A 21281-nucleotide genomic window follows, 5' to 3' on the forward strand; every position below is an offset into this window, starting at 1 on the left:
AACGCTCTGGGTCGGCGGGTCTGGGCCGCGCGGCGTCACAGGGCGCGCGCGGCTCTTGCGATCCTGTAGCGGCAAGCCCCCGTATTGGCAAAGAACCGCGGGCGGTCAGGCCGCCTCGGCCGCGAGGGCCCGCAGGTCGGCGACGAGTTGGTCCACCCGCTCCGGCTCGGCGTCCCAGGCGAACATGAACCGCGCCCCGCCGCCGATGAAGGTGTAGAACCGCCAGCCCCGGGCGCGCAGGCCCTCCATGGTGGCGGCCGGCATGGTCAGGAAGACCGCGTTGGCCTCGACGGGAAACAGCGCCCGCACCCCCGGAAGCCCGGCCACGGCTTCGGCGAAGCGCCGGGCGCAGGCATTGCCGTGCGCCCCGTTCCGCAGCCACGCGCCACTCTCCAGCATGCCCACCCAGGGCGCCGCGAGGAAACGCATCTTGGAGGCAAGCTGGCCCGCCTGCTTGCAGCGGTAGCCGAAATCCTCCGCGAGCCGGCGATCGAAGAACACCACGGCCTCGCCGGCATGCATGCCGTTCTTGGTGCCGCCGAAGCACAGGACGTCCACGCCGGACCGCCAGGTCATGTCGGCCGGGCTGCATCCGAGGCTCGCGCAGGCATTGGCGAAGCGGGAGCCGTCCATGTGGAGGGCGAGGCCCAGGGCGCGGCAGGTCTCGGAGAGCGCCCGCAGCTCGGCGAGGCTGTAGACCTGGCCGGTCTCGGTGGGCTGCGTGATCGTCACCACCCGCGGCCGGGGGAAGTGGATGTCGCTGCGGTTCGTGGCGAGTCCGCGGATCGCCTCGGGGGTGAGCTTGCCGCCCTCGGTCCGGACGGTCAGGAGCTTCGAGCCGTTCGAGAAGAACTCCGGCGCGCCGCACTCGTCGGTCTCGACATGGGCCGAGTCGGCGCAGATCACGCTGTGATAGGATTGGCACAGGGCGGCGAGCGCGAGGGCGTTGGCGGCGGTGCCGTTGAACGCGAAGAACACCTCGCACGCGGTCTCGAACAGGTGGCGGAACGCGTCCGCGGCGCGCTGCGTCCAGGCATCCTCGCCGTAGGCCGGCGCGTGGCCGCGATTGGCCGCCTCCATGGCGGCCCAGGCCTCCGGGCAGATGCCGGAATAATTGTCGCTGGCGAATTGCTGCGAGTCGTCGTGTCTCATTCTGGCAACCTACCACGGCAGCGCCGAAGATCGACCGCGCGGACAGGTTGGAACTGGTGCGCGCTTGGTGTAGTAGCTTCGCCAAGGCGTGGGCTCCACGCCGATTCGGAAACCGACGTTCCCGTCCCTCCCGGGTTCATCCCGGGCGAGGGACGTTGTCGGTTTCCAGATCGGCGGCGGGCCGCGCGAGCCCCAAATCCAGGTCCAGAGGATCAAGTCCGTTGCAGGTACTCGTTCGCGACAACAACGTCGATCAAGCGCTTCGCGTCCTCAAGAAGAAGATGCAGCGCGAGGGCATCTTCCGCGAGATGAAGCAGCGCAAGGCTTATGAGAAGCCGTCCGTGCGCAAGGCTCGCGAGAAGGCCGAGGCCGTCCGCCGCGCCCGCAAGCAGGCCCGCAAGACCGCGATCCGCGAGGGCCTGATCGCCGCGCCGAAGCCGAAGCCCCGTTTCCCGGCCGGCAGCCGCCGCCCCGGCTTCCCGTCGCCGTCCGCCGCCGGCCCGCAGGGCGGCAACGCCGCCGGTCAGCTGCCGGTGAGCCCCGCTCCCGCCGCCTGAGCGACGCCGCATCGATTTGGAAAGGCCCGGCGCGCGAGCGACCGGGCTTTTTCATGTGCGCCAGGCCAGAGAGGCCCGCGCGGGTCCTCGAAAGGCGGGTTGACCGTCTCGCGCCGCGACCTGAACGGCTACGGTTATGGGGGGACGCTGCCCCCCACGCCGCTCAGGCGGCCTTGGCGGCCATCGTCGCGTGCTCGGCCTGAACCAGCACGTCGAGCGCGCGCCAGGGCTTCTGCATGTACACCGCCTGATCGGGCAGGCGCGCGTCCCGGCTCGCCCCGGACGTCACGACCACGCGGACATCCGGCCAGCGGCGGCCCACGGCCTGCGCGAGGGACACCCCGTCCATCGCCCCCGGCAGGCGCACATCCGCGAAGAGCAAAGCCACGGTGACGTCCGAGCGCTCCAGCACCGAGAGCGCCGCCTCGGCGCTCTCGCAGGCGATCACGCCGAGTTCCGTTTCTTCCAGCACCGCCGTCGCGAGGTCGCGGACCGACGCGTCGTCTTCGACGACGAGGGCGACGGGATTGGAACATTCGGCCTGTGCGCGATCCATGAAAATCTCCTGCTGTCGGTCCATTGCCCCGCGACGGGGCACGGCCTGCTCCGGCAGGCTTCTGATTCCCCGATTCGGCCATGCTGACCTGTCAGGAGCCGGCTCACAAGAGTCCGGCGCCGTCTGGCGGGCATGCCTGCCTCGCGGTCAGGCGGTGCCGATTTCGAGCGGAACGCCCGAATTTGGCGCACCGGACCGGCAGTTAAGACCCTGTTCACCGATGTGGACCGACTGTTAACCTCCTGCGACGGAACGTCTCCACCCCGGCGGGACAGGCCACCGGATCCAGCGCGGGCTGAAGCTGAAGGATCACCGACCAACATGTGCCGTTTCCTCGCCTACAGCGGTGAGCCGGTCTTCCTCTCCGACCTCGTCTGCGCACCGACCCATTCGCTGGTGCACCAGTCGCTGCATGCCGACGAGGGGAAGACCGAGACCAACGGCGACGGGTTCGGGATCGGCTGGTACGCCGAGCGGCCGGAACCGGGCGTGTATCGGGACATCTCACCGGCCTGGTCGGACGAGAACCTGGTGAACCTGTGCGGGCAGGTGCGGGCGCGAACTTTCTTCGCGCATGTCCGCGCCTCCACGGGCACCGCGACCGCCCGGGCGAACTGTCATCCCTTCGCCTACGGCCGGCACCTGTTCATGCACAATGGCCAGATCGGCGGCTATCACCGGATCAAGCGCAGGCTCGAGGCGCTGATCCCGGACGCGTTCTACGACCACCGCCGGGGCAGCACCGATTCCGAGGCGATCTTCCTCCTGGCGCTGGCCAACGGGCTGGCCGAGGACCCCGTCGGCGCCATGGCGCGGACGCTCAAATCCGTCCGCGACCTGATGGACGCCGCCAATGTCTGCGAGCCGCTGCGCTTCACGGCCCTGCTCACCGACGGCGAGACGCTCACAGCCTATCGCTGGGCCTGCGACGGCCGGCCGCCGAGCCTGTATTATCGCGAGGGACCGGGCGGGATCGTCGTCGTCTCCGAGCCGATCGACGGCTGCCGCGAGGGCTGGCAGATCGTGCCGAAGGGCGCGACGCTGCGCGCCCGCCACGGAACCGCGACCGTCGTGGACGTGCCCGAGCGGACCCGCGCCGCAGCCTGAATGACCGCCGCCCCAGCCATGCCGCCACAGGCATTGCCCGGGCGCGCCAAAAGGCCACATTCCGGCTGGGGCCGCGCGTGCGGCCGGGCGGGAAACGATCGATGTATCCGGATACCGAGCTTCACATCGCCGGACGCTGGCGTGCGGGTGTCGAACGGGAGACGCTGGCGGTCCTGAATCCCGCCACCGGCGAGACGATCGGCCAATGCGCGGTGGCCGGCACGGCGGATCTCGACGAGGCCCTGGAAGCCGCGGCCCGCGCCTTCCCGATCTGGCGGAAGGTGGCGCCCTTCGAGCGCGGCAAGGTGATGCGCAAGGCCGCCGACCTGCTGCGCGCCCGGGTCGACGAGATCGCCCGGATCATGACCCAGGAGCAGGGCAAGCCCCTGGCCGAGTCGCGCATCGAGACCCTGGCGGCGGCCGATATCATCGACTGGTTCGCCGAGGAGGGGAAGCGCGCCTACGGCCGTGTCATCCCCGGCCGCGCCGACGGCGTGCTTCAGGCCGTGGTGCGCGAGCCGGTGGGTCCGGTGGCCTGCTTCACACCCTGGAATTTCCCGATCAACCAGGCCGTCCGCAAGATCTCGGCGGCGCTCTGCACCGGCTGCACGGTGATCCTGAAGGGCCCCGAGGACACGCCGGCGAGCTGTGCCGCGCTGGTGCGGGCCTTCCTGGATGCCGGCATCCCGGGCGACGCCCTCTCGCTGGTCTACGGTGACCCGGCGACGATCTCGGCCTACCTCATCCCCCACCCGGTGATCCGCAAGATCTCGTTCACCGGCTCGACGGTGGTCGGCAAGAAGCTCGCCGCCCTGGCCGGCGAGCACATGAAGCGCGCGACCATGGAACTCGGCGGCCATGCCCCCGTGATCGTGTTCGGCGATGCCGACGTTGAGAAGGCCGTGTCGGTCCTCGCCCCGTCCAAGTTCCGCAATGCCGGCCAGGTCTGCGTCTCGCCGACCCGGTTCCTGGTGCACGATTCGGTGTTCGACCGGTTCGTCGAGGGCTTCACCCGCTACGCGAAGGGCGCGAAGGTCGGCGACGGCCTCGATCCGGACACCACGATGGGCCCGCTGATTCACGGGCGCCGGCTCGAGGCGATCGAGGCGCTCACGGCAGACGCCGAATCCGCCGGGGCGTCCCTGCGGGCCGGCGGCAAGCGCATCGGCAATCGCGGCAACTTCTTCGAGCCGACGGTCTTCACCGAGGTGCCGCTGACGGCCCAGATGATGAACGAGGAGCCGTTCGGTCCGGTCGCGATGATCAACCGCTTCTCCGAGGACGACGAGGCCCTGACCGAGGCCAACCGGTTGCCCTACGGGCTCGCGGCCTACGCTTACACCCGCTCGGCCGAGCGGGCGGCCCGGGTCTCGAACACGGTGGAGAGCGGGATGGTCTCCATCAACCACCACGGCCTCGCCCTTCCCGAGACGCCGTTCGGCGGTGTCAAGGAGTCCGGCTACGGCAGCGAGGGCGGCACCGAGGCGCTCGATGCCTATCTGGTGACCAAGTTCGTCACGCAGGCGAATTTCTGACCCGCCGGCGCGCCTCCGGCAGGCCCTGAGCGCCGTGCCCATCCGCCCGGTGACGGGTGCGGCGCCGGCGCATCGCCCGAAGGCGGGCAGGCATCGTTCGGAACGAACTTTAATAATGGGGCGGCGGAGGCTCCGGCAAGCCCGGCGCCGACCGGGCCGCCGCCTCGTCCATCTGATCCCGCAGCCCCTGGATCTGCCGCGCGAGACGGTCGATCTGTTGCCACTGGTCGGTCACGGTACGGTTCAGATCCTCGATGGTCGCCTCCTGCTCGGTGAGGCGGATCTCCAGGCGCTCGATCCGGCTTGACGCGTCCATTTCCGATCCCCCGTGCAGGCCTGTCAGCCGATCGCGACCGCGTCCGGCTGCCTCACAGGCTGCGAAGCGTTTGACAAGGCTTCCCACACGCCGTGGGGGGAGGCCGCCGGTGATGCGGCGCGTTCCGACCCGGTCCGAGACGGAGCTGTCGTGGACGCCGGGCCCCGGTGAGCCGCCGCGATAGCCCGGCGCGATGACGAGGCCCGAAAGCCCTGCGTCCCACGAACAGCAAACCTACAGATTATCGGGTCGCATCATAAACTGATTTGCGGTCATGAACTCGGATCGGCCCGAACGGTAGAGCGGTTTCTAGCCCGCGGTCGCATGAGTCGTCACCTGACGATCCGGCTGTATTCAGTTTCTGAAGATCGGGCATTGTAAATTGTTAACCTATCTAACGTAAAAATGCGCCGACAAGACGATAACGGATTGGGCCGGGCGATGGCGATGTTTGGTTTACGCACGGACACGCCCCTGACGGCGATTGACCGGACCACCGGACGGATCGAATTCGACCTCGACGGCAAGGTCACGGATGCCAACGCGATCTTCCTCGATCTCGTCGGCTATACCCTGGCGGAGATCCGCGGGCGCCACCACAGCCTGTTCGTGCCGGACGCCGAGCGCACGAGCCCGGACTATGGCGCCTTCTGGGATCGCCTGCGCGCGGGCAAGCCCGAAGTGCGGGATTTCGCCCGGGTCACCAAGTCCGGACGAGTTATCTGGATCAAGGGCTCCTACAACCCGATCCTCGACCGCGCCGGGAAGGCGGTCAAGGTCGTGAAGCTCGCCACGGACGTGACCGAGGAGCGGACCCGCAACGCGCTGTTCGCCGGCCAGGTCGCGGCCATCAATAGCTCGCAGGCGGTGATCCGCTTCACCCTCGACGGCACCATCACCGATGCCAACGCGAATTTCCTCTCGACCATGGGGTACAGCCTCGCGGAGGTGCGCGGGCAGCATCACCGGATGTTCCTGCCGCCGGCGGAGGCCGCGAGTTCGGACTACGCGGCGTTCTGGGCGGCCCTCGCGGAGGGGCGCCATCAGGCCGGCGAGTTCCGGCGGATCGCCAAGGGCAGCCGCGTCGTCTGGATCTTCGGCGCCTACAACCCGATCCTCGATGCCGAGGGCAAGCCCTGCGCGGTCGTCAAGTTCGCCACCGACGTGACGCGGCAGGTCGAGGACCGGCAGCGCCGGGCCGAGGGCCAGCGCGTCATCGACGGGGATATCGCGGCGATCCGGGATTCGATGAGCCGCGTCGTCCAGCAGGCCGACGAGACCGCGGAGGCCTCGGACCGGACCGCCCGTAACGTGCAGGCGGTCGCCGCCGGCTCGGAGGAGTTCTCCGCCTCGATCGAGGAGCTGAGCCGCCACGCGCTCCTGGCGAAATCCTCCGTGGACAAGGTCGTCACCCGCGCCGAGGAGGCCGGGGCGATCGTCGTGGGCCTGACCGGCGCCGCCGATCGGATCGGCGCCGCCGTGAGCCTAATCCGCTCCATCGCCGACCAGACCAACCTCCTCGCGCTGAACGCCACGATCGAGGCCGCACGGGCGGGGGCGGCCGGAAAGGGTTTCGCGGTGGTCGCCGCCGAGGTGAAGGCGCTGGCGGAACAGACGGCCCGGGCGACCGGGGAGATCGGCACCCAGATCGCGGCCGTGCAGACCGAGACCGCCCGGGCCGTGGCCGCCATCGACGGGATCGGCTCGACCATCGAGCAGCTCAGCGAGATCACGCTCAGCGTGTCGTCCGCGGTGACCGAGCAGGCGGCGGTGACCCGCGACCTCACCGAGAACATGCAATCGGCCGCCCACAGCGTCGAGACCGCGCGCGCGGCGATGACCGAGATCGCGGCCTCGGCGGCCTCGGTGGACGCATCGGTGCGCAAGGTCTCCGAAGCGGCGCGGGCCCTGGCCTGACCGCCCGGCCGGAGCCACGCCGGCCTCAGGCGGCCCGCACGGCGGCGATCTCGGCCACGGCGACGCGGTCGCGACCGCTGTTCTTGGCGACGTAGAGCGCGGCATCGGCCCGGCGCATCAGCGCGTCGAACCCGATTCCGTCGCGGGTCTGGGCGATCCCGATGCTGACGCTGACGCGCAGTTCGGGGAGTTCGGGCACGGCGAGGCCGGCGAAGGTTCGGCGCAGTTCCTCGGCCCGGGCCAGGGCCTCCGCGGCTGAGGCCCCCGGCAGGAAGCAGGCGAATTCCTCGCCCCCGAGGCGGCCCAGCGGCGCGTCCGGCGGCAGCAGGGCGGTCGCCATGGCACAGAAGCCGACCAGCACCGCGTCGCCGACCGCATGCCCGTGGCGATCGTTGACGGCCTTGAACCGGTCGAGGTCGAGGAGCAGCAGCGCCCCACTCTCCCGGTTCGCGAGCGCCCTGTGGGCCGCCTCCGCGAAGGCCCGGCGGTTGCGCACGCCCGTGAGCGGATCCGTGGACGCGGCGACGCGCTGCTCGCGCTCGGCCCGCTCCTTGACCAGGGCCATCAGGGTAAAGGCCGACGCGATCGAGAACAGCATGGTGACGAAACACAGGATCGCCACCCAGGGCGAGGCCAGCGGGGTCGTGCCGAGCTGCGGCGGCGCCAGCAGCGTCGAGGGAATACGCACGAGATAGAAGGCGCCGTGCAGCCCGAGCACGGCGGCGGCCGTGATCCGGGAGGCCAGCCACTCCCCGCGGCCGCGCCAGAACTCCAGGGCCGCACCGCCGCAATAGACCGTCGCCACCGCGGAGGCGTACACGATGCGCAGCACGAGCGACGCGTAGAAGTCCGGGATGAGGCAGAGCGCGCACCAGACCAGAGCGCCCGCCATCGCCACGGCGACGCGCGGAGGCCGACGCTCGAAGGCGCGGACACCGCTCCAGATCAGGCCGTAGGCGCTCAGCACCACGGCGTTGGACAGGCCGATCGAGAGCAGGTCGGGGATCTGCCCCCTCAGGGCGAGGCCGGCGGAGCCCGCCGCCCCAACGAGATGCGCGGCCCCCCACAGGGCAAGCGCCCGGACCTCGGGCGCCTGCCGCCACGTCGTCAGGAACAGCAATCCCACCAGCAGCGTGATGGTGGAATTGACGATGAGCAGGGTCGCAGGATCAAGATGCAGGCCGTCCATCGATCTCCACAAGCCGACTACGGGGGTCCCGTCCCGCTCTGCCGTGTTCGCGCACAGGCGGCAGCGAATCAGCGAAGACAGATATCAGCAGAGCTTAGACTGTCCGAAAACCGAATCCTATGCCTGTATTGGCTCGCAATTGAGCGGCGCGACCACTCACAATTGCAAGACGGCACTGGAGTCCGGGACGCGCGCGACGCGTTCGGCCGCCTCCGCCCAAGCCTGAGATCGCGTGGGCGCGCAATGCCGAAGTGTCCCTCACCCCTGCGGCGGGCATCGTCTCGAGAGGGGGGCACCCTTCGGGACGATGCGCGCACGGTCAGGCGACGTGGATCACCGGGACCGCGGGGGCGCCCTCCCACTCGGTGTTGGCGGGGATCGACTCGCCCTTCATGACGATGGTGAGCGGGCGCAGCCGGGCGAAGTCGCCGACCTTGGTGTCGTACAGCACCGTCGAGAACGCCCCCACCGAGACGCCCTTGCCCACGATCACCCGGCCGATCTTCATGATCCGGTCCTCGTAGAGGTGGGTCTGGAGCGCCGACACCCGGTTGATCGTGGCGTAGTCGCCGATCGTCACGCAGTCGAACTCGGTGATGTCGGTGGTGAGCATGCAGACGCCCTTGCCGACCTTCACCCCGAACAGCCTGAGCACCCAGGGCAGGAACGGCGTGCCCTGGAGATGCTCCAGCAGGACCTTGCCGGCGAGCCCCCAATAGGCCACCGCGATGGCCTCGGTGCGCATGGCCCACCAGGACCACATCGGCTGCATGCCGGGCTTGTAGACGCCCATCAGCAGCCACTTCATCGCGATCACCGCCGCGGACTGGATCAGCGCGATGGCGACGCTCGCCGCGACGAAGCTGAAGGCCAGGCCCGACCAATCCTTCTCAAGGATCGCCGGGTAGAAGTACCAATCGATCACCGTGATCGCGAGGGTGATGTAGAGCATCGGCGAGAACGAGGTCGCGAAGGCCTCGAACACGCCGCGCCGGATCTTCGGCCAGAGCCCGGGCTCGTAGGTCTGAGCGTTCGATCCGAGATCGATCCGCTGGCGGGCGGGCAGCCGGATCGGCGGCGAGCCGAACCAGGTCTCGCCGGGGCTCATGGCGTCGTTCGCGGGCGGCTTCGACTTGATGCCGATGAGCACGTCGTCGGGGATGATCGCCCCGGGCGGGACCACGGCGTCGTTGCCGACGAAGACCCGGGCCCCGGTGCGGGTGGGCTCCAGGTGCATCCAGCCGCGCCGGATTTCCTCCTCGCCGTACACCACCTCGTCGGCGATGAAGTTCTTGGGCCCAACATCGGCGAGGTCGTAGCGGCCGCCGAGATTCGTGGAGATCTCCGCGCCCTGGCCCATCCGGGCGCCCATCATCCGGTACCAGGCCCGCATGTACACGGTGGCGAACAACGACGAGAGCGTCTCCAGCGTCACCTCGACGGCGAGCGCCAGCGACCATTTCCGCAGGTAGAACAGCGAGTGCACCGAGTAGGTGCCGTGCCGCGTCCGCGGCAGCAGGACCCAGCGGATGCCGGCGATCAGCAGCACCGTGCCGGCGGTCATCAGCATGGCGGTCGGCCAGGTGAGGATCGGCAGGTACCAGTGATAGTCGATATCGGTCATGTCGGAGAGCGAGTCCGAGATCTGATCGAAGATGAAGAATGCCGGGAAGATCGGCAGCAGGCCCACCGCCGGGATCACGCCGAGCAGCACGACATAGGCGGCCATGAAGGCGGCCCGCCGCGTCCACGAGGCGTCGGCGGGTTCCGGCAGTGCGGAAAGGTCGGCCATCCCGACCCTGCGGCCGGGGGACCCGTCCCAGGCCTCGGCGGGCCCGACCCGGGTCCCGGCCGGGATCGTGGTGAGATCGGCGATCTCGGCCTGCGGGCCGATCACCGTGTCGTGGCTGATCACGCAGGAGGTGCCCACCGCCGCATCGGCGCCGATCTCGACGCGGCCGATCACCAGCTCGTTGCCCATGATCTCGGCATTGGCGATGACGAGGCGGCCGCCGAGCGACGCGCCGTCGCCGATGGTCAGGAGATCGGGGGCGCCGACCTCGATGTCGGAGATGAGGGTGTCGCGGCCGACCCGGGCGCCCATCAGGCGCAGGTAGATCGCGATGGCCGGCGAGCCCTGCAGCCACTTGACGTGCACCAGGGGCGCCAGCCGCTGCGCCAGCCACCAGCGATAGTAGTAGGTCCCCCAGAGCGGATAGCGGCCCGGCTTGGTCTTGCCCAGGATCAGCCACTTGCCGGCCACCGCCACCACCGCGGTCACGCCGTTGATCGCCACGTAGACGAGCAGCAGCACGCCGAGTTCGGCGAAGAAGCTGAGCCCGCCGCCGGTGAGCAGCAGATAGGTCACGAACATGCCGAGCCACTGCGCGGTGGCGAGCGCGATCACGACGGGCAGCGCGACGAGTTGCGCGAGGCCGCACAGCGCCCGGCGCAGGAGCGGCGGCGGCGCGAAGCTCAGGTCGCGGATGGACGCGGCGGCGCCCATGCCGCCGGTCCGCTCGATCAGCGCATCGGCCATCGCCCGCACGGTGCGCAGGGCGTAGACGTCCGGGAGGGTGATGCCGGCCAGCGCCGGGCTCTCGCGCACCGCCGAGACGAACCGGGCGGCAAGCAGCGAGTGGCCCCCGAGATCGGCGAAGAAATCCCCCGTCAGCGGGATCGGCTGGTTCCCGAACACCTGCTTGGCGGCGGCGACGAGGGCGGCCTCGGTCTCGTTGGCCGGAGGCTCCTGCTCGCCGTCGGCCGAGACCACGGTGAGCGGGGCGATCTTCAGCGCCTTGCGGTCGACCTTGCCCGAGGTCAGGCGTGGCAGCGTCTCCGTCACCTCGAAATGGCCCGGCACCATGTAGGGCGGCATCTGCCCGGCGAGGATCCGGCGCAGGGCGGCGGTCTCGATCGTGTGGCCGCGCTCCGGGATCAGGAAGGCGACCAGGCGGTCGACGCCATCGTCCTGCCGCAGCACCACCGCGGCCTGGTTGATGTCGGGCACGCTCCGGATCCGCGCCTCGATCTCCCCGAGCTCCACGCGGAAGCCGCGGATCTTGACCTGATCGTCGATCCGGCCGTGGAACACGATCCGGCCGGCGGCGTCGAGGGAGACCGCGTCGCCCGAGCGGTACAGGATCGGATCGGTTCCGTCGGACGCGAACGGGTTGGCGATGAATTTTTCCGCCGTCAGTTCGGGGCGCGCGAGGTAGCCGCGGGCGACGCCGGGGCCGCCGATCAGGAGTTCCCCCGGCTGGTCGCGCCCGAGCAGGCTCAGATCCTCGCCAGCGACGTAGACGGAGTAATTCGGGATCGGGCCGCCGATGGTGACCGGCTCGCCGGGCCGCATCTCGGCCGCGGTGGCCACCACGGTCGCCTCGGTCGGCCCGTAGGTGTTGAACAGGCTTCGCGCCGGGGTCGCCCATCGCGCCACCAGCGGCTCGGGCAGGGCCTCGCCGCCGAGCAGGATCAGGCGCACGGTCGGCAAATCGCCGGAGATCATCGCCAGCAGGGTCGGCACTGTGTCGAGGACGGTGATCCGCTCCGCCTCCAGGATGCCGGGCAGGGATTCCACGTCGCCCATCATGGCCGGGCTCGCCACGAACAGCGTGGCGCCCACGAGGTACGGGACCCAGATCTCCTCCATCGAGAGGTCGAAGGCCACCGAGGCCCCCTGGAACACCACGTCGTCGGCGCGCATCCCGTAGAGGGCGTTGGCCGAGCGCAGGAAGTGGCAGATATTGGCGTGGCTGATGACGATGCCCTTCGGCACGCCGGTCGAGCCCGAGGTGTAGATCAGGTAGGCGGGGTGCTCCGGCGTCAGGCCTTTGCTGCGGGCGTCCGGCACCGGGGCGTCGGCCGGGGTCGCGGCGTCGAGATCGGCCGGGGTCAGGGCCGGGGCGGCAGCGGGCGCCGAGGGGCGCAGCGCCGGGGAGACCAGGAGCGCCTTGGCGGCGGCGTCGGTCAGGCACACGCCCACCCGGTCGGCGGGCGCCTCGGCGTCGAAGGGCAGCCACGCGGCGCCCGACAGGGTGATGCCGATCTGCGCCACGAGGAGATCGGGGCCGCGGGCCATCCAGAGGCCGACCACGTCCCCGGGCCCGATGCCGCGATGGGCAAGCCCGGCGGCGATCCGGCCGGCGCGGGCCGCGACCGCGGCATAGGTCAGGTGCGGATGGATGCCACCCGCCTCGACGCGGTCGCCGTCGACCAGGCAGGGATGCTCGGGCCGGGACCGGGCCGAGTCCAGGAAGATCTCGGCCAGCACCTCATCGCGGATCAGGTCGGGGCGGTGCGCGCCCCGCAGAACCGCCGCCCCGGGACCGGCACGCTCGCGCTCCCCGGCCGCCGGGCCGGCCCGGGTCTTCTCGGCGACGTCGCTCATCCGCTGCTCCGCTGGCCGGTCACTCGAGCCGGCGCCCATCGTGCCGGCTGCCCTATAGCCCGCCGATCATGCCGTTATCGAGGCGGCTTTGCACTGCGCCGGCGCACGGGATCAACCCCAGCGCCAGCCGTCGGGTCCCAGGATCAGAACCTCGCCCTGGCGTATGCCGATGCGGGGCGCGGTGTAGATGTCGAGATGGCCGCGCGCCACGAGCGCCGCCCGCGCGACGCCGCCATGGGCGACGACGACCGTGTCCCGCTCCAGATCGGCGAGCATGGGTCCAACGCGCTCGACCAGGGCGGCGTAGCTCTCGCCGCCGGTCCCCGGCGGACGATGGTGCCAGCGGTCCCGGTCGCGTCCCGCGGCGCCGACTGGATCGCGGCGGCGGATCTCCGCCCAGGTCGAGCCTTCCCAATTGCCGAAGCTGATCTCGCGCAGCCGTGGATCGGTGCGGTACGCCTCCGATGGCAAGCCGAGGGCCGACCGGAGGATCTCCATGGTCCGCCGGGTCCGCTTGAGCGGGCTCGCGACGAAATCCGCATCGGCCAGCCTCGGACCCGCCGCGGCGGCGAGGCGCGCCGCGACGGCGGCGGCCTGGATCTCGCCCTGGGCGTTCAGGTCGATGTCGCGCCCGCCCTGGAGGCGCCCCTCGGCGTTCCAGTCGGTCTGGCCGTGGCGGATGAAGTAGATGGTGACCAACCGACTCAACCCCGTCCTGCCCCGGCCCTCGGAACGGCTCAGACTGCCGCCCGTTCTCGCCGTCGGTCGGCAACGTCCGGAAACAGGTCCTGCCCATGTCGAAGAAGCACGGCAAGCATCATCGCGGCCAGGGGCATGACGACGGCGTGACAGAGAGGGCCGACCTGCACGGATCGGAATGGGCGGACCGACCGTCCACCGCCAGCCAGTCCGGCACTGTGTCGGGAACCGAGCCGGCACCGCCGGGTGGCCGCCCGCCGGGGCCGATCCGCCCAGCACAGGGCATCGTCGCGGTCAAGCCGGGCGCGCCCTTCGACCTGGCGGCCGTCGACACCGGGGCCGATGGCGGGCTCGACAAGGACTGGGCGAAGGGGGCGCTGGCCAAAGAGCGCGCGCGCATCGTCGACCTGCAGGAACGCCTCTACGCCGAGCGCCGCCGCAGCCTGCTCCTGGTCTTCCAGGCGATCGACACCGGCGGCAAGGACGGGACCATCGGATCGGTGCTCAAGGGCGTGAACCCGCAGGGCTGCACCGTCAGCGCGTTCAAGGTGCCCTCGCGCGACGAGCTCGATCACGATTTCCTCTGGCGCTACCATGCCCGGACCCCGGCGCGCGGCATGATCGGCGTGTTCAACCGCAGCCACTACGAGGACGTGCTCGTCGTGCGCGTGAAGGGCCTCGTCCCGGATGCGGTCTGGCGGAGCCGCTACGGCCGGATCAACGAGTTCGAGCATCTGCTCGCCGAGTCCGGCACGACGGTGCTCAAGTTCTTCCTCCACATCTCCAAGGCGGAGCAGAAGAAGCGCCTGGAGGCCCGGATCGCCGATCCGCACAAGCGCTGGAAATTCGAACCGGCCGACCTCGTCGAGCGGAAGTCCTGGGACGCCTACCAGCGGGCCTTTGCGGATGCCCTCACCCGCTGCTCCACGCCAGAGGCTCCCTGGCTGGTGGTGCCGGCCGACCACAAGTGGTTCCGCAACTACGTGGTGGCCCGGACGGTGGCGGACACGCTGGAGGCGATGGACCCGCGCCACCCGGAAGCCCCCGCGGGGATCGCGGACCTGACGATACCGGACTAAAAGCCTTTCCTGAGACGCTGGCCGCACCGTCGCGGCCGGGTGCCCGGGGATCGGGCATCCTGCAGGCGTCGAAAGCGGGGGGGCACAGGGGATGCTGGTCGTTCGTGAGGTGGCGGTCTCGGGCTATCGCTCGCTGAGGCGGATCGGATTCCCGGTCGACGGCCTGTCGGTCTTCGTCGGCGGCAACGGCACGGGCAAGACCAATCTGTACCGGGCCCTCGAACTGCTGCAGGCGGCGGCCCGGGGCACCCTCGCCCGCGACCTCGCCGCGGAGGGCGGCATGAACTCGGCGCTGTGGGCCGGCCGGCGCCGGCAGGGCGAGCCCGCCCGGATCCGCCTGTCGGCGACCCTGCGCGACGATGGGACCGGCCAGGACTTCGCCTACGCGGTCGAGGTCGGGCTCGTGCCGCAGGGGAGCAACGGCACGCTCGGCGCCGCCTTCCGCCAGGAGCCGCAGGTCAAGGCCGAGCGCCTGACGGTCCGGACCGGCGGCCGCGCGGCGGTGATGCTGGACCGCGACGGTCCCACCGGCTTCGCCCGGGACGAGGACGGCCGGAAGCGGTCCCTCGGCGCGGACCTGCTGCCCACCGAGACCGTGCTCGGCAGCGTCCTCGACGCTGCCGGCCATCCGGAGGTCGCCCTGGTCCGCCAGGCGCTGACGGCCTGGCGCTTCCATCACACGTTCCGAAGCGACGCCGAATCGCCCCTGCGGCGGCCGTGCCTCGCCGTGACGACGCCGACCTTGGCCTCGGACGGCTCCGACCTCGCCGCGGTCTTCGCCACCCTGGTGCATATCCGGCAGGACACGGTCGAGCTCGATCGGGCCGTGGACGGCGCCTTCCCGGGGGCCCGGCTCGTCGTCCCGGAGCCGGACCGCGAGGCGCGTTTCGGCTTGAGCGTCCCCGACTTCCCGGGGCGCGTCTTCACGGCCCCGGAACTGTCGGACGGGACCCTGCGCTACTTCGCCCTGGCGGGCGCCCTCCTGGGCTACCGGCTGCCGCCCTTCATCGCGCTGAACGAGCCCGAGACGAGCTTGCATCCCGACCTGATGGAGCCGCTGGCCCGCCTGATCGTCCGGGCGGCGGAGCGCACCCAGGTCTGGCTCGTCACGCATTCCGAGCGGTTGGCGGAGGGGATCGCGGAGCACGGGGATGCCCGGCCGCGAACCGTCATCAAGCGCGACGGCGAGACCTGGATCGCGGGGCTGAAACTGTCGGGGGAATTCGCCGCAGCGGAGGAGGAGGATTGATCCGGGCAGAACCGGCGTCAGAACGCGGCCCGCCCGCACGGGCTCAGGAACACGGTGCTCCGCGGGACCATGCGGAACGCCGTGCCACCGGCGTATTCTTTAGGTTCGGCCCAGCGCCGGCCCACATACGGTTACTGAAAGCCGCGCACCCCATGCAGGATGTGGCGCGCGTTCCCCGTTCAGCGAATCGCGTCAGGACAGCCGGAACGGGATCGGCCCCGCCGCCATCCGGACCGCGTCCGGGCGGCATCCGCTCTCGAGGCAGGCGTAGCGGATCGCGTCCTGGCGGCTGCGGAAGATGCCACCGGCCCGTCCCCCGGTCTCGACGGCGACCCAGTGGCCCTCGCCGTCCTGGCCGACGAGATAGGAGAGCGGCGTCCCGGAGGCGGCCGGCAGGGCGGGTTGGAGCGGGTTCAACGCGACGGACATCGGAGTCAGGGGGTTCACACGGGCCTCTCGGGGCCACCACGCCAAGCTAGAGACGCTGGCATAAGGGTTCGATGGACCCGATCGGGATCCGGCATAAGGGCCGCATCAGCAACCGGACCTGAGCGCCCGGTTGCCTTCCGTTCACGTCCGATCGCCGGGCGATCGGCTCAGGCCGCGTTCTCCTTAGACCGCTCGGCGCGCTTGCGGTCGTTGGGGTCGAGGACCGCCTTGCGCAGGCGGATCGACTTCGGCGTCACCTCGACGAGCTCGTCGTCCTGGATCCAGGCCAGCGAGCGCTCCAGGGTCATCCGGATCGGCGGGGTGAGGCGTACGGCCTCGTCTTTCGAGGTGGTGCGGATGTTGGTGAGCTTCTTGCCCTTGAGCACGTTCACCTCGAGGTCGTTCTCGCGGTTGTGCTCGCCGACGATCATGCCCTGGTAGACCTTCCAGCCGGGCTCGATCATCATCGGGCCGCGATCCTCCAGGTTCCACATGGCGTAGGCCACGGCCTCGCCCTGGTCGTTGGAGATGAGCACGCCGTTACGCCGGCCCGGCATCTCGCCCTTGTAGGGCTCGTAGGCCTTGAACAGCCGGTTCATGATCGCGGTGCCGCGGGTGTCGGTGAGCAATTCGCCCTGGTAGCCGATCAGGCCGCGGGTCGGGGCATGGAAGACGAGCCGCAGGCGGTTGCCGCCCGAGGGCCGCATCTCCAGCATCTCGGCCTTCCGCTCGGACATCTTCTGCACGACGACGCCGGAATGCTCCTCGTCGACGTCGATCACCACCTCCTCGATCGGCTCGAGCAGGCCGCCGGCCTCGTCGCGCTCGAACACCACGCGGGGGCGCGACACGGCGATCTCGAAACCCTCGCGGCGCATGGTCTCGATCAGGATCGAGAGCTGCAGCTCGCCGCGGCCCGAGACGTAGAAGGAATCCTTGTCGGCCGCCTCCTCGATCTTGAGCGTCACGTTGCCCTCGGCCTCCTTGAACAGGCGGTCGCGGATCATCCGGCTCGTGACCTTGTCGCCCTCGGTGCCGGCGAGCGGGCTGTCGTTGACGATGAACGACATGGTCACGGTCGGCGGATCGATCGGCTGGGCCTGGATCGGGGTGTCGACCTGGGGATCGCAGAAGGTGTCGGCGACGGTGCCCTTCATCAGGCCGGCGATCGACACGATGTCCCCCGCCTCGCCGATCTCGATCGGCGCGCGCTCCAGGCCGCGGAAGGCGAGGATCTTCGAGACCCGGCCGGTCTCCACGACCTTGCCGGTCCGGTCCAGGACCTTGATCTGCTGGTTCGGCTTCACCGAGCCCGCCGCGATGCGGCCGGTGATGATGCGGCCCAGGAACGGGTTGGCTTCGAGCAGGGTGCCGAGCATCCGGAACGGGCCCTCGTCGACCCGCGCCGGGGGCACGTGCTTCAGCACGAGGTCGAACAGCGGCTCGAGGCCCACGGCAGGGTCGGCCTCCGGGGTCTCGGCCATCCAGCCGTTGCGGCCGGACCCGTAGAGGATCGGGAAATCGAGCTGCTCGTCGGTGGCGTCCAAGGCCGCGAACAGGTCGAACACCTCGTTCACGACCTCGTTGATCCGCGCGTCCGGACGGTCGACCTTGTTGATCGCCACGATCGGGCGCAGGCCGATCTTGAGGGCCTTGCCGACCACGAACTTGGTTTGCGGCATCGGGCCCTCGGCGGCGTCCACCAGCACGATCACGCCGTCGACCATCGACAGGATGCGCTCGACCTCGCCGCCGAAATCGGCGTGGCCGGGGGTGTCGACGATGTTGACGCGGGTGTCCTTCCAGACGACCGAGGTCGCCTTGGCGAGGATGGTGATGCCGCGTTCCTTCTCGAGGTCGTTCGAATCCATCGCCCGTTCCTCGACCCGCTGATTCTCGCGGAAGGTGCCGGACTGGGCCAGCAGCTTGTCGACCAAGGTCGTCTTGCCGTGGTCGACGTGGGCAATGATGGCGATGTTGCGCAGATTCATGGCGGCCCGAAACGGGTTGTGCCGGCTCCCTGGCGGCCGCGCGGCGCGGCCGTCCGCGCCGGTGCAGGTACGGAGTCGTGATGGTTGCGTCGCAATATAAGGACGCGCGCCCTGGGGCAAGGCCACCCTCGACATGGCGGATGCGCTGAACCGCGCCATGGCGGAGTCCGGTACCGGCGTGAACCCGTCCAAACCCCTCGGCCGCAGCCAAGACCGGCGGGAGGGGCAGACCGACCGTTCATGCCGACCCGGGGCCCAACCGGCACCCTATATGACGGATCCGTGACACCCCGAGCGGGATTGGGCGGTCTATGGGAGCGGTCCTGAGGTGATTGGATGAAATCGAACCGCTCGGTTACCGTATCGGCCCAGAACCCTCGCATGGGTACGGCGATTCGGCATGACCTCCGTTGTGACAGCTCCTCGTGGGAACGAACCCATGCGCGCGCTTGAGCCGCGGCTGTTCCCATACATCTGGCGGTATTCGAAGGGCGAACAGTTCCGGATCTGCGCCGTCGTCCTGGCCTCCCTGCCGTTCTACTTCGCCTCCCTCGACCTGCCCAAGCGCATCGTCAACGACGCGATCACCGGCAAGGCCTTCTCCCACGGCGAGGCGACCGCGCCGTTCCTGGAGATCACCGTGTCTTGGCCCGATCTGGTCGGTGGCGGGACGACGCGGCTGTTCGAGGGGTTCCAGGTCGACCGCTTCGAGCTGCTGCTCGGCCTGTCGACCTTGTTCCTCGGCCTCGTGCTGATCAACGGCGCGTTCAAGTTCTGGATCAACCTTCAGAAGGGCATTCTCGGCGAGCGGATGCTGCGGCGCCTGCGCTTCCAGCTGTTCAGCCTGATGCTGCGCTTCTCGCCGGAGGCCCAGCGGGAGGTGAAATCGTCCGAGACCGCCACGATCATCCGCGACGAGGTCGAGCCGATCGGCTCCTTCATCGGCGACGCGATCGTGGTGCCGGTGTTCCTGGGCACCCAGGCCGCCACCGCGCTCATCTTCATCATGATGCAGAACCTGTGGCTCGGCCTCACGGCGGGCGGCATGGTCGGCGTGCAGATGATCGTGATCCCGCGGCTGCGGCGCGAGATCATCCGCCTCAGCCGCCGCCGCCAGATCGCCTCGCGCAACCTCGCCGGCCGCGTCGCCGAGGTGCTCGACGGCCTGCCGGCGGTGGTCATCAACGATACCGGCCGCTGGGAGCGGGCGGAGATCGGCGGCCGGCTCTACAGCCTCTACGACCTGCGCCTGCGGATCTACCGGCGCAAGTTCGCGGTCAAATACCTCAACAACCTGCTCGCCCAGATCACCCCGTTCTTGTTCTACGCGATCGGCGGCTACTTCGCCCTCAAGGGCGAACTCGATATCGGCCAGCTCGTGGCTGTTCTCGCCGCCTATCGCGACCTGCCGCCGCCCCTCAAGGAACTGATCGACTGGGATCAGCAGCGCCTCGACGTGGAGGTGAAGTACGAGACCGTGGCGGCGCATTTCGGGCCGCAACGCCTCCGGCCGGGCGAGGCCGAGCTTCAGGAGACGCCCCCGCCGCTCGGCAGCCCGCTCAAGGTCGAGGGTCTGGCCCTGCGCGATCCGCAGGGCGGCCCGCCGATCGAGGTCGGCGACTTCGAAATGCGGCTGCCGGAGCGTATCGCCCTGGTGCCCCCCGGCCCGGTGGCGCAGGAATTCGCCCGCGTCCTCGCCGGTCTGCAGACGGCCTCGAACGGAACGATCCGGATCGGCGAACACGACCTGTCGATCCTGCCGCGCCCCGTCCATGCCCACCGGATCGCCTTCGCCGGTCCGGACCCCGTGCTCTTTCCGGGCACCGTGCGCGACAACATCCTCTACGGCCTGCGGATCCGGCCCCTGCGGACCGGCCGCCTCGACCTCAGCAAGACGCGGATCAACGAGGCGGTGAAGACCGGCAACCCGTGCGACAGCGTCGACGATCCGTGGATCGACTACCGGCAGCTCGGGGCGCGGAACGCGGAGGATCTCGACGAACGCCTCCTCGACCTGGTCGGCCGGCTCCACCTCGGCGACGAGCTCTACCGGTTCGGCCTCAGCGCGCTCAGCTCGGTCACCCACGATACGCCGGCGGGCCAGCGCATGATCGCGGCCCGGGAGCACCTGCGCACCCACTTCGTCCAGAAGGGTCTCGCCGACCTCGTGATCCCCTTCGCCCGGGGCAGCTACAACGATCAGGCGACCGTGGGGGAGAACCTGCTGTTCGGGGTGCCGCGCGACCCGACATTGATGGATCCGCACCGCCTGGCCGGAACTTCCCTGTTCCGCGCCGCCCTTGAGCGGGCCAAGCTCCTCGACGAACTCGACCGCATGGGCGTGGCCATCGCCAGCAACCTCAAGGATATTTTCGCCGACGTTCCGCCCGGCCATCCGCTGTTCCGGCGGTTCTCGCTGATCACCCCGGACGCCCTTCCGGATTATCTGCGCCGGCTCGCGCGCCTGCCCGGCGACGGGCGCCTGGGCGAAGCCGACAGCGTGGCCTTCCTGGCCCTGGCCCTCGCCTACGTGGAGCCGCGGATGCGCTTCGGCCTGCTCGACCAGGCGCTCAAGAACCGCATCGTCGGGGCGCGGAACGTCGTCCAGGGCTTCATGCATGGCGACGATGGCTGCGACATCGAATCCTACGACCCGAACCGGATCAATCCGCGCAGCACCGTGCTCGACAACCTGCTCTTCGGCCGCATCGACACGGCCCGGATGCACGGCGAGGCGATCATCCAACGGGAGGCGCGGGCGGTGTTCCGCGCCTTCGACCTCGAGCGATCGATCCAGCGCCGGGGCCTGGAGAAGCAGGTCGGCAATCGCGGGCAATTGCTGACCGAGCGTGTCCGCGTGCGGATCGGCCTCGCCCGGGCCATCCTGCGCGATCCGGAGGTGCTGGTCATCGACCGGGTCGACGAGCATCTGGAGCACGGCGTCGACACGCTGCTCGCCGTCGCGGCGGCCACCCTGCCCCAGGCGAGCGTGATCGCCAGCCTGTCGGCCGAGGCGGATCCCGCGCGGTTCCCGGCCCGGTTGCCGCTCAAGAAGGCGGAGGCGCGCCTGCGCGCCGCCGCGGAATGACGTCGGCGTGACCGGCGCGCGCGGCGG

The 21281-nt window shown here is 70.1% G+C and carries 15 protein-coding genes; 7 read left to right on the forward strand and 8 right to left on the reverse strand.

All coding sequences use genetic code 11. From position 1 onward, the window contains the following. Positions 1-105: 105 nt before the first annotated feature. A complete protein-coding gene (locus tag MKK69_RS26580; protein WP_243972944.1) occupies positions 106-1152 on the reverse strand; it encodes a threonine aldolase family protein in 1047 nt (348 codons plus the stop codon). A 221-nt stretch (positions 1153-1373) separates the two neighbouring features. Between MKK69_RS26580 and rpsU the strand changes: the two genes are divergently transcribed. Beyond that, entirely contained in the window at positions 1374-1709 is a 336-nt protein-coding gene (rpsU, locus tag MKK69_RS26585; RefSeq protein WP_243972946.1) for a 30S ribosomal protein S21, read from the forward strand. A 163-nt stretch (positions 1710-1872) separates the two neighbouring features. Here the strand turns inward: rpsU and MKK69_RS26590 are convergent, their stop codons facing one another. Further along, positions 1873-2265, reverse strand: coding sequence for a response regulator (locus MKK69_RS26590; RefSeq protein WP_243972948.1), 393 nt, complete (start codon positions 2263-2265; stop codon positions 1873-1875). A 321-nt stretch (positions 2266-2586) separates the two neighbouring features. Between MKK69_RS26590 and MKK69_RS26595 the strand changes: the two genes are divergently transcribed. Both MKK69_RS26595 and MKK69_RS26600 read left to right on the forward strand, forming a co-directional pair. Beyond that, positions 2587-3372, forward strand: a complete 786-nt coding sequence (locus tag MKK69_RS26595) for a class II glutamine amidotransferase (RefSeq protein ID WP_243972950.1) — start codon at positions 2587-2589, stop codon at positions 3370-3372. Positions 3373-3473: 101 nt separating this feature from the next. After that, complete coding sequence (locus MKK69_RS26600; RefSeq protein WP_243972952.1) at positions 3474-4907, forward strand: NAD-dependent succinate-semialdehyde dehydrogenase; 1434 nt, start codon at positions 3474-3476, stop codon at positions 4905-4907. Between the two features lie 109 nt (positions 4908-5016). Here MKK69_RS26600 and MKK69_RS26605 read toward each other — a convergent pair whose 3' ends face one another. Further along, positions 5017-5223 (reverse strand): SlyX family protein, encoded by a 207-nt coding sequence (locus MKK69_RS26605; RefSeq protein ID WP_243972954.1) that lies wholly within the window; start codon positions 5221-5223, stop codon positions 5017-5019. Positions 5224-5664: 441 nt separating this feature from the next. On the opposite strand from MKK69_RS26605, the gene MKK69_RS26610 reads away from it, so the two are divergent. Next, positions 5665-7140: a methyl-accepting chemotaxis protein gene (locus MKK69_RS26610; RefSeq protein WP_243972957.1), complete on the forward strand. Its 1476-nt coding sequence runs from the start codon at positions 5665-5667 to the stop codon at positions 7138-7140. Positions 7141-7165: 25 nt separating this feature from the next. On the opposite strand, the gene MKK69_RS26615 is transcribed toward MKK69_RS26610, so the two are convergent. The 3 genes from MKK69_RS26615 to MKK69_RS26625 form a co-directional block, all read right to left on the reverse strand. Next, a complete protein-coding gene (locus MKK69_RS26615; RefSeq protein WP_409564895.1) occupies positions 7166-8320 on the reverse strand; it encodes a diguanylate cyclase in 1155 nt (384 codons plus the stop codon). A 328-nt stretch (positions 8321-8648) separates the two neighbouring features. After that, positions 8649-12719 carry a Pls/PosA family non-ribosomal peptide synthetase gene (locus tag MKK69_RS26620; RefSeq protein ID WP_243972963.1) on the reverse strand — a complete coding sequence of 1357 codons (4071 nt, stop codon included), beginning with the start codon at positions 12717-12719 and terminating at the stop codon, positions 8649-8651. Positions 12720-12830: 111 nt separating this feature from the next. Beyond that, positions 12831-13418, reverse strand: a complete 588-nt coding sequence (locus MKK69_RS26625) for a histidine phosphatase family protein (protein ID WP_243973000.1) — start codon at positions 13416-13418, stop codon at positions 12831-12833. A gap of 95 nt (positions 13419-13513) precedes the next feature. Here MKK69_RS26625 and MKK69_RS26630 point away from each other — a divergent pair, with 95 nt between their 5' ends. Both MKK69_RS26630 and MKK69_RS26635 read left to right on the forward strand, forming a co-directional pair. Continuing rightward, entirely contained in the window at positions 13514-14497 is a 984-nt protein-coding gene (locus MKK69_RS26630) for a polyphosphate kinase 2 family protein (protein ID WP_243972965.1), read from the forward strand. Positions 14498-14588: 91 nt separating this feature from the next. Further along, a complete protein-coding gene (locus MKK69_RS26635; protein ID WP_243972966.1) occupies positions 14589-15746 on the forward strand; it encodes an AAA family ATPase in 1158 nt (385 codons plus the stop codon). A gap of 192 nt (positions 15747-15938) precedes the next feature. Here the strand turns inward: MKK69_RS26635 and MKK69_RS26640 are convergent, their stop codons facing one another. Both MKK69_RS26640 and typA read right to left on the reverse strand, forming a co-directional pair. After that, the gene (locus tag MKK69_RS26640; RefSeq protein ID WP_243973001.1) at positions 15939-16175 is read right to left on the reverse strand and encodes an RAG2 PHD domain containing protein; all 237 of its coding nucleotides are present in this window, start codon (positions 16173-16175) and stop codon (positions 15939-15941) included. A 167-nt stretch (positions 16176-16342) separates the two neighbouring features. Beyond that, positions 16343-18166 (reverse strand): translational GTPase TypA, encoded by a 1824-nt coding sequence (gene typA, locus MKK69_RS26645; RefSeq protein ID WP_243972976.1) that lies wholly within the window; start codon positions 18164-18166, stop codon positions 16343-16345. 439 nt (positions 18167-18605) lie between these two features. Between typA and MKK69_RS26650 the strand changes: the two genes are divergently transcribed. Beyond that, complete coding sequence (locus tag MKK69_RS26650) at positions 18606-21254, forward strand: ABC transporter ATP-binding protein (RefSeq protein WP_243972978.1); 2649 nt, start codon at positions 18606-18608, stop codon at positions 21252-21254. Positions 21255-21281 lie beyond the last annotated feature (27 nt).

Origin of the sequence: Methylobacterium sp. J-026 (assembly GCF_022829585.1) — a bacterium.
Classification (GTDB): Bacteria; Pseudomonadota; Alphaproteobacteria; order Rhizobiales; family Beijerinckiaceae; genus Methylobacterium.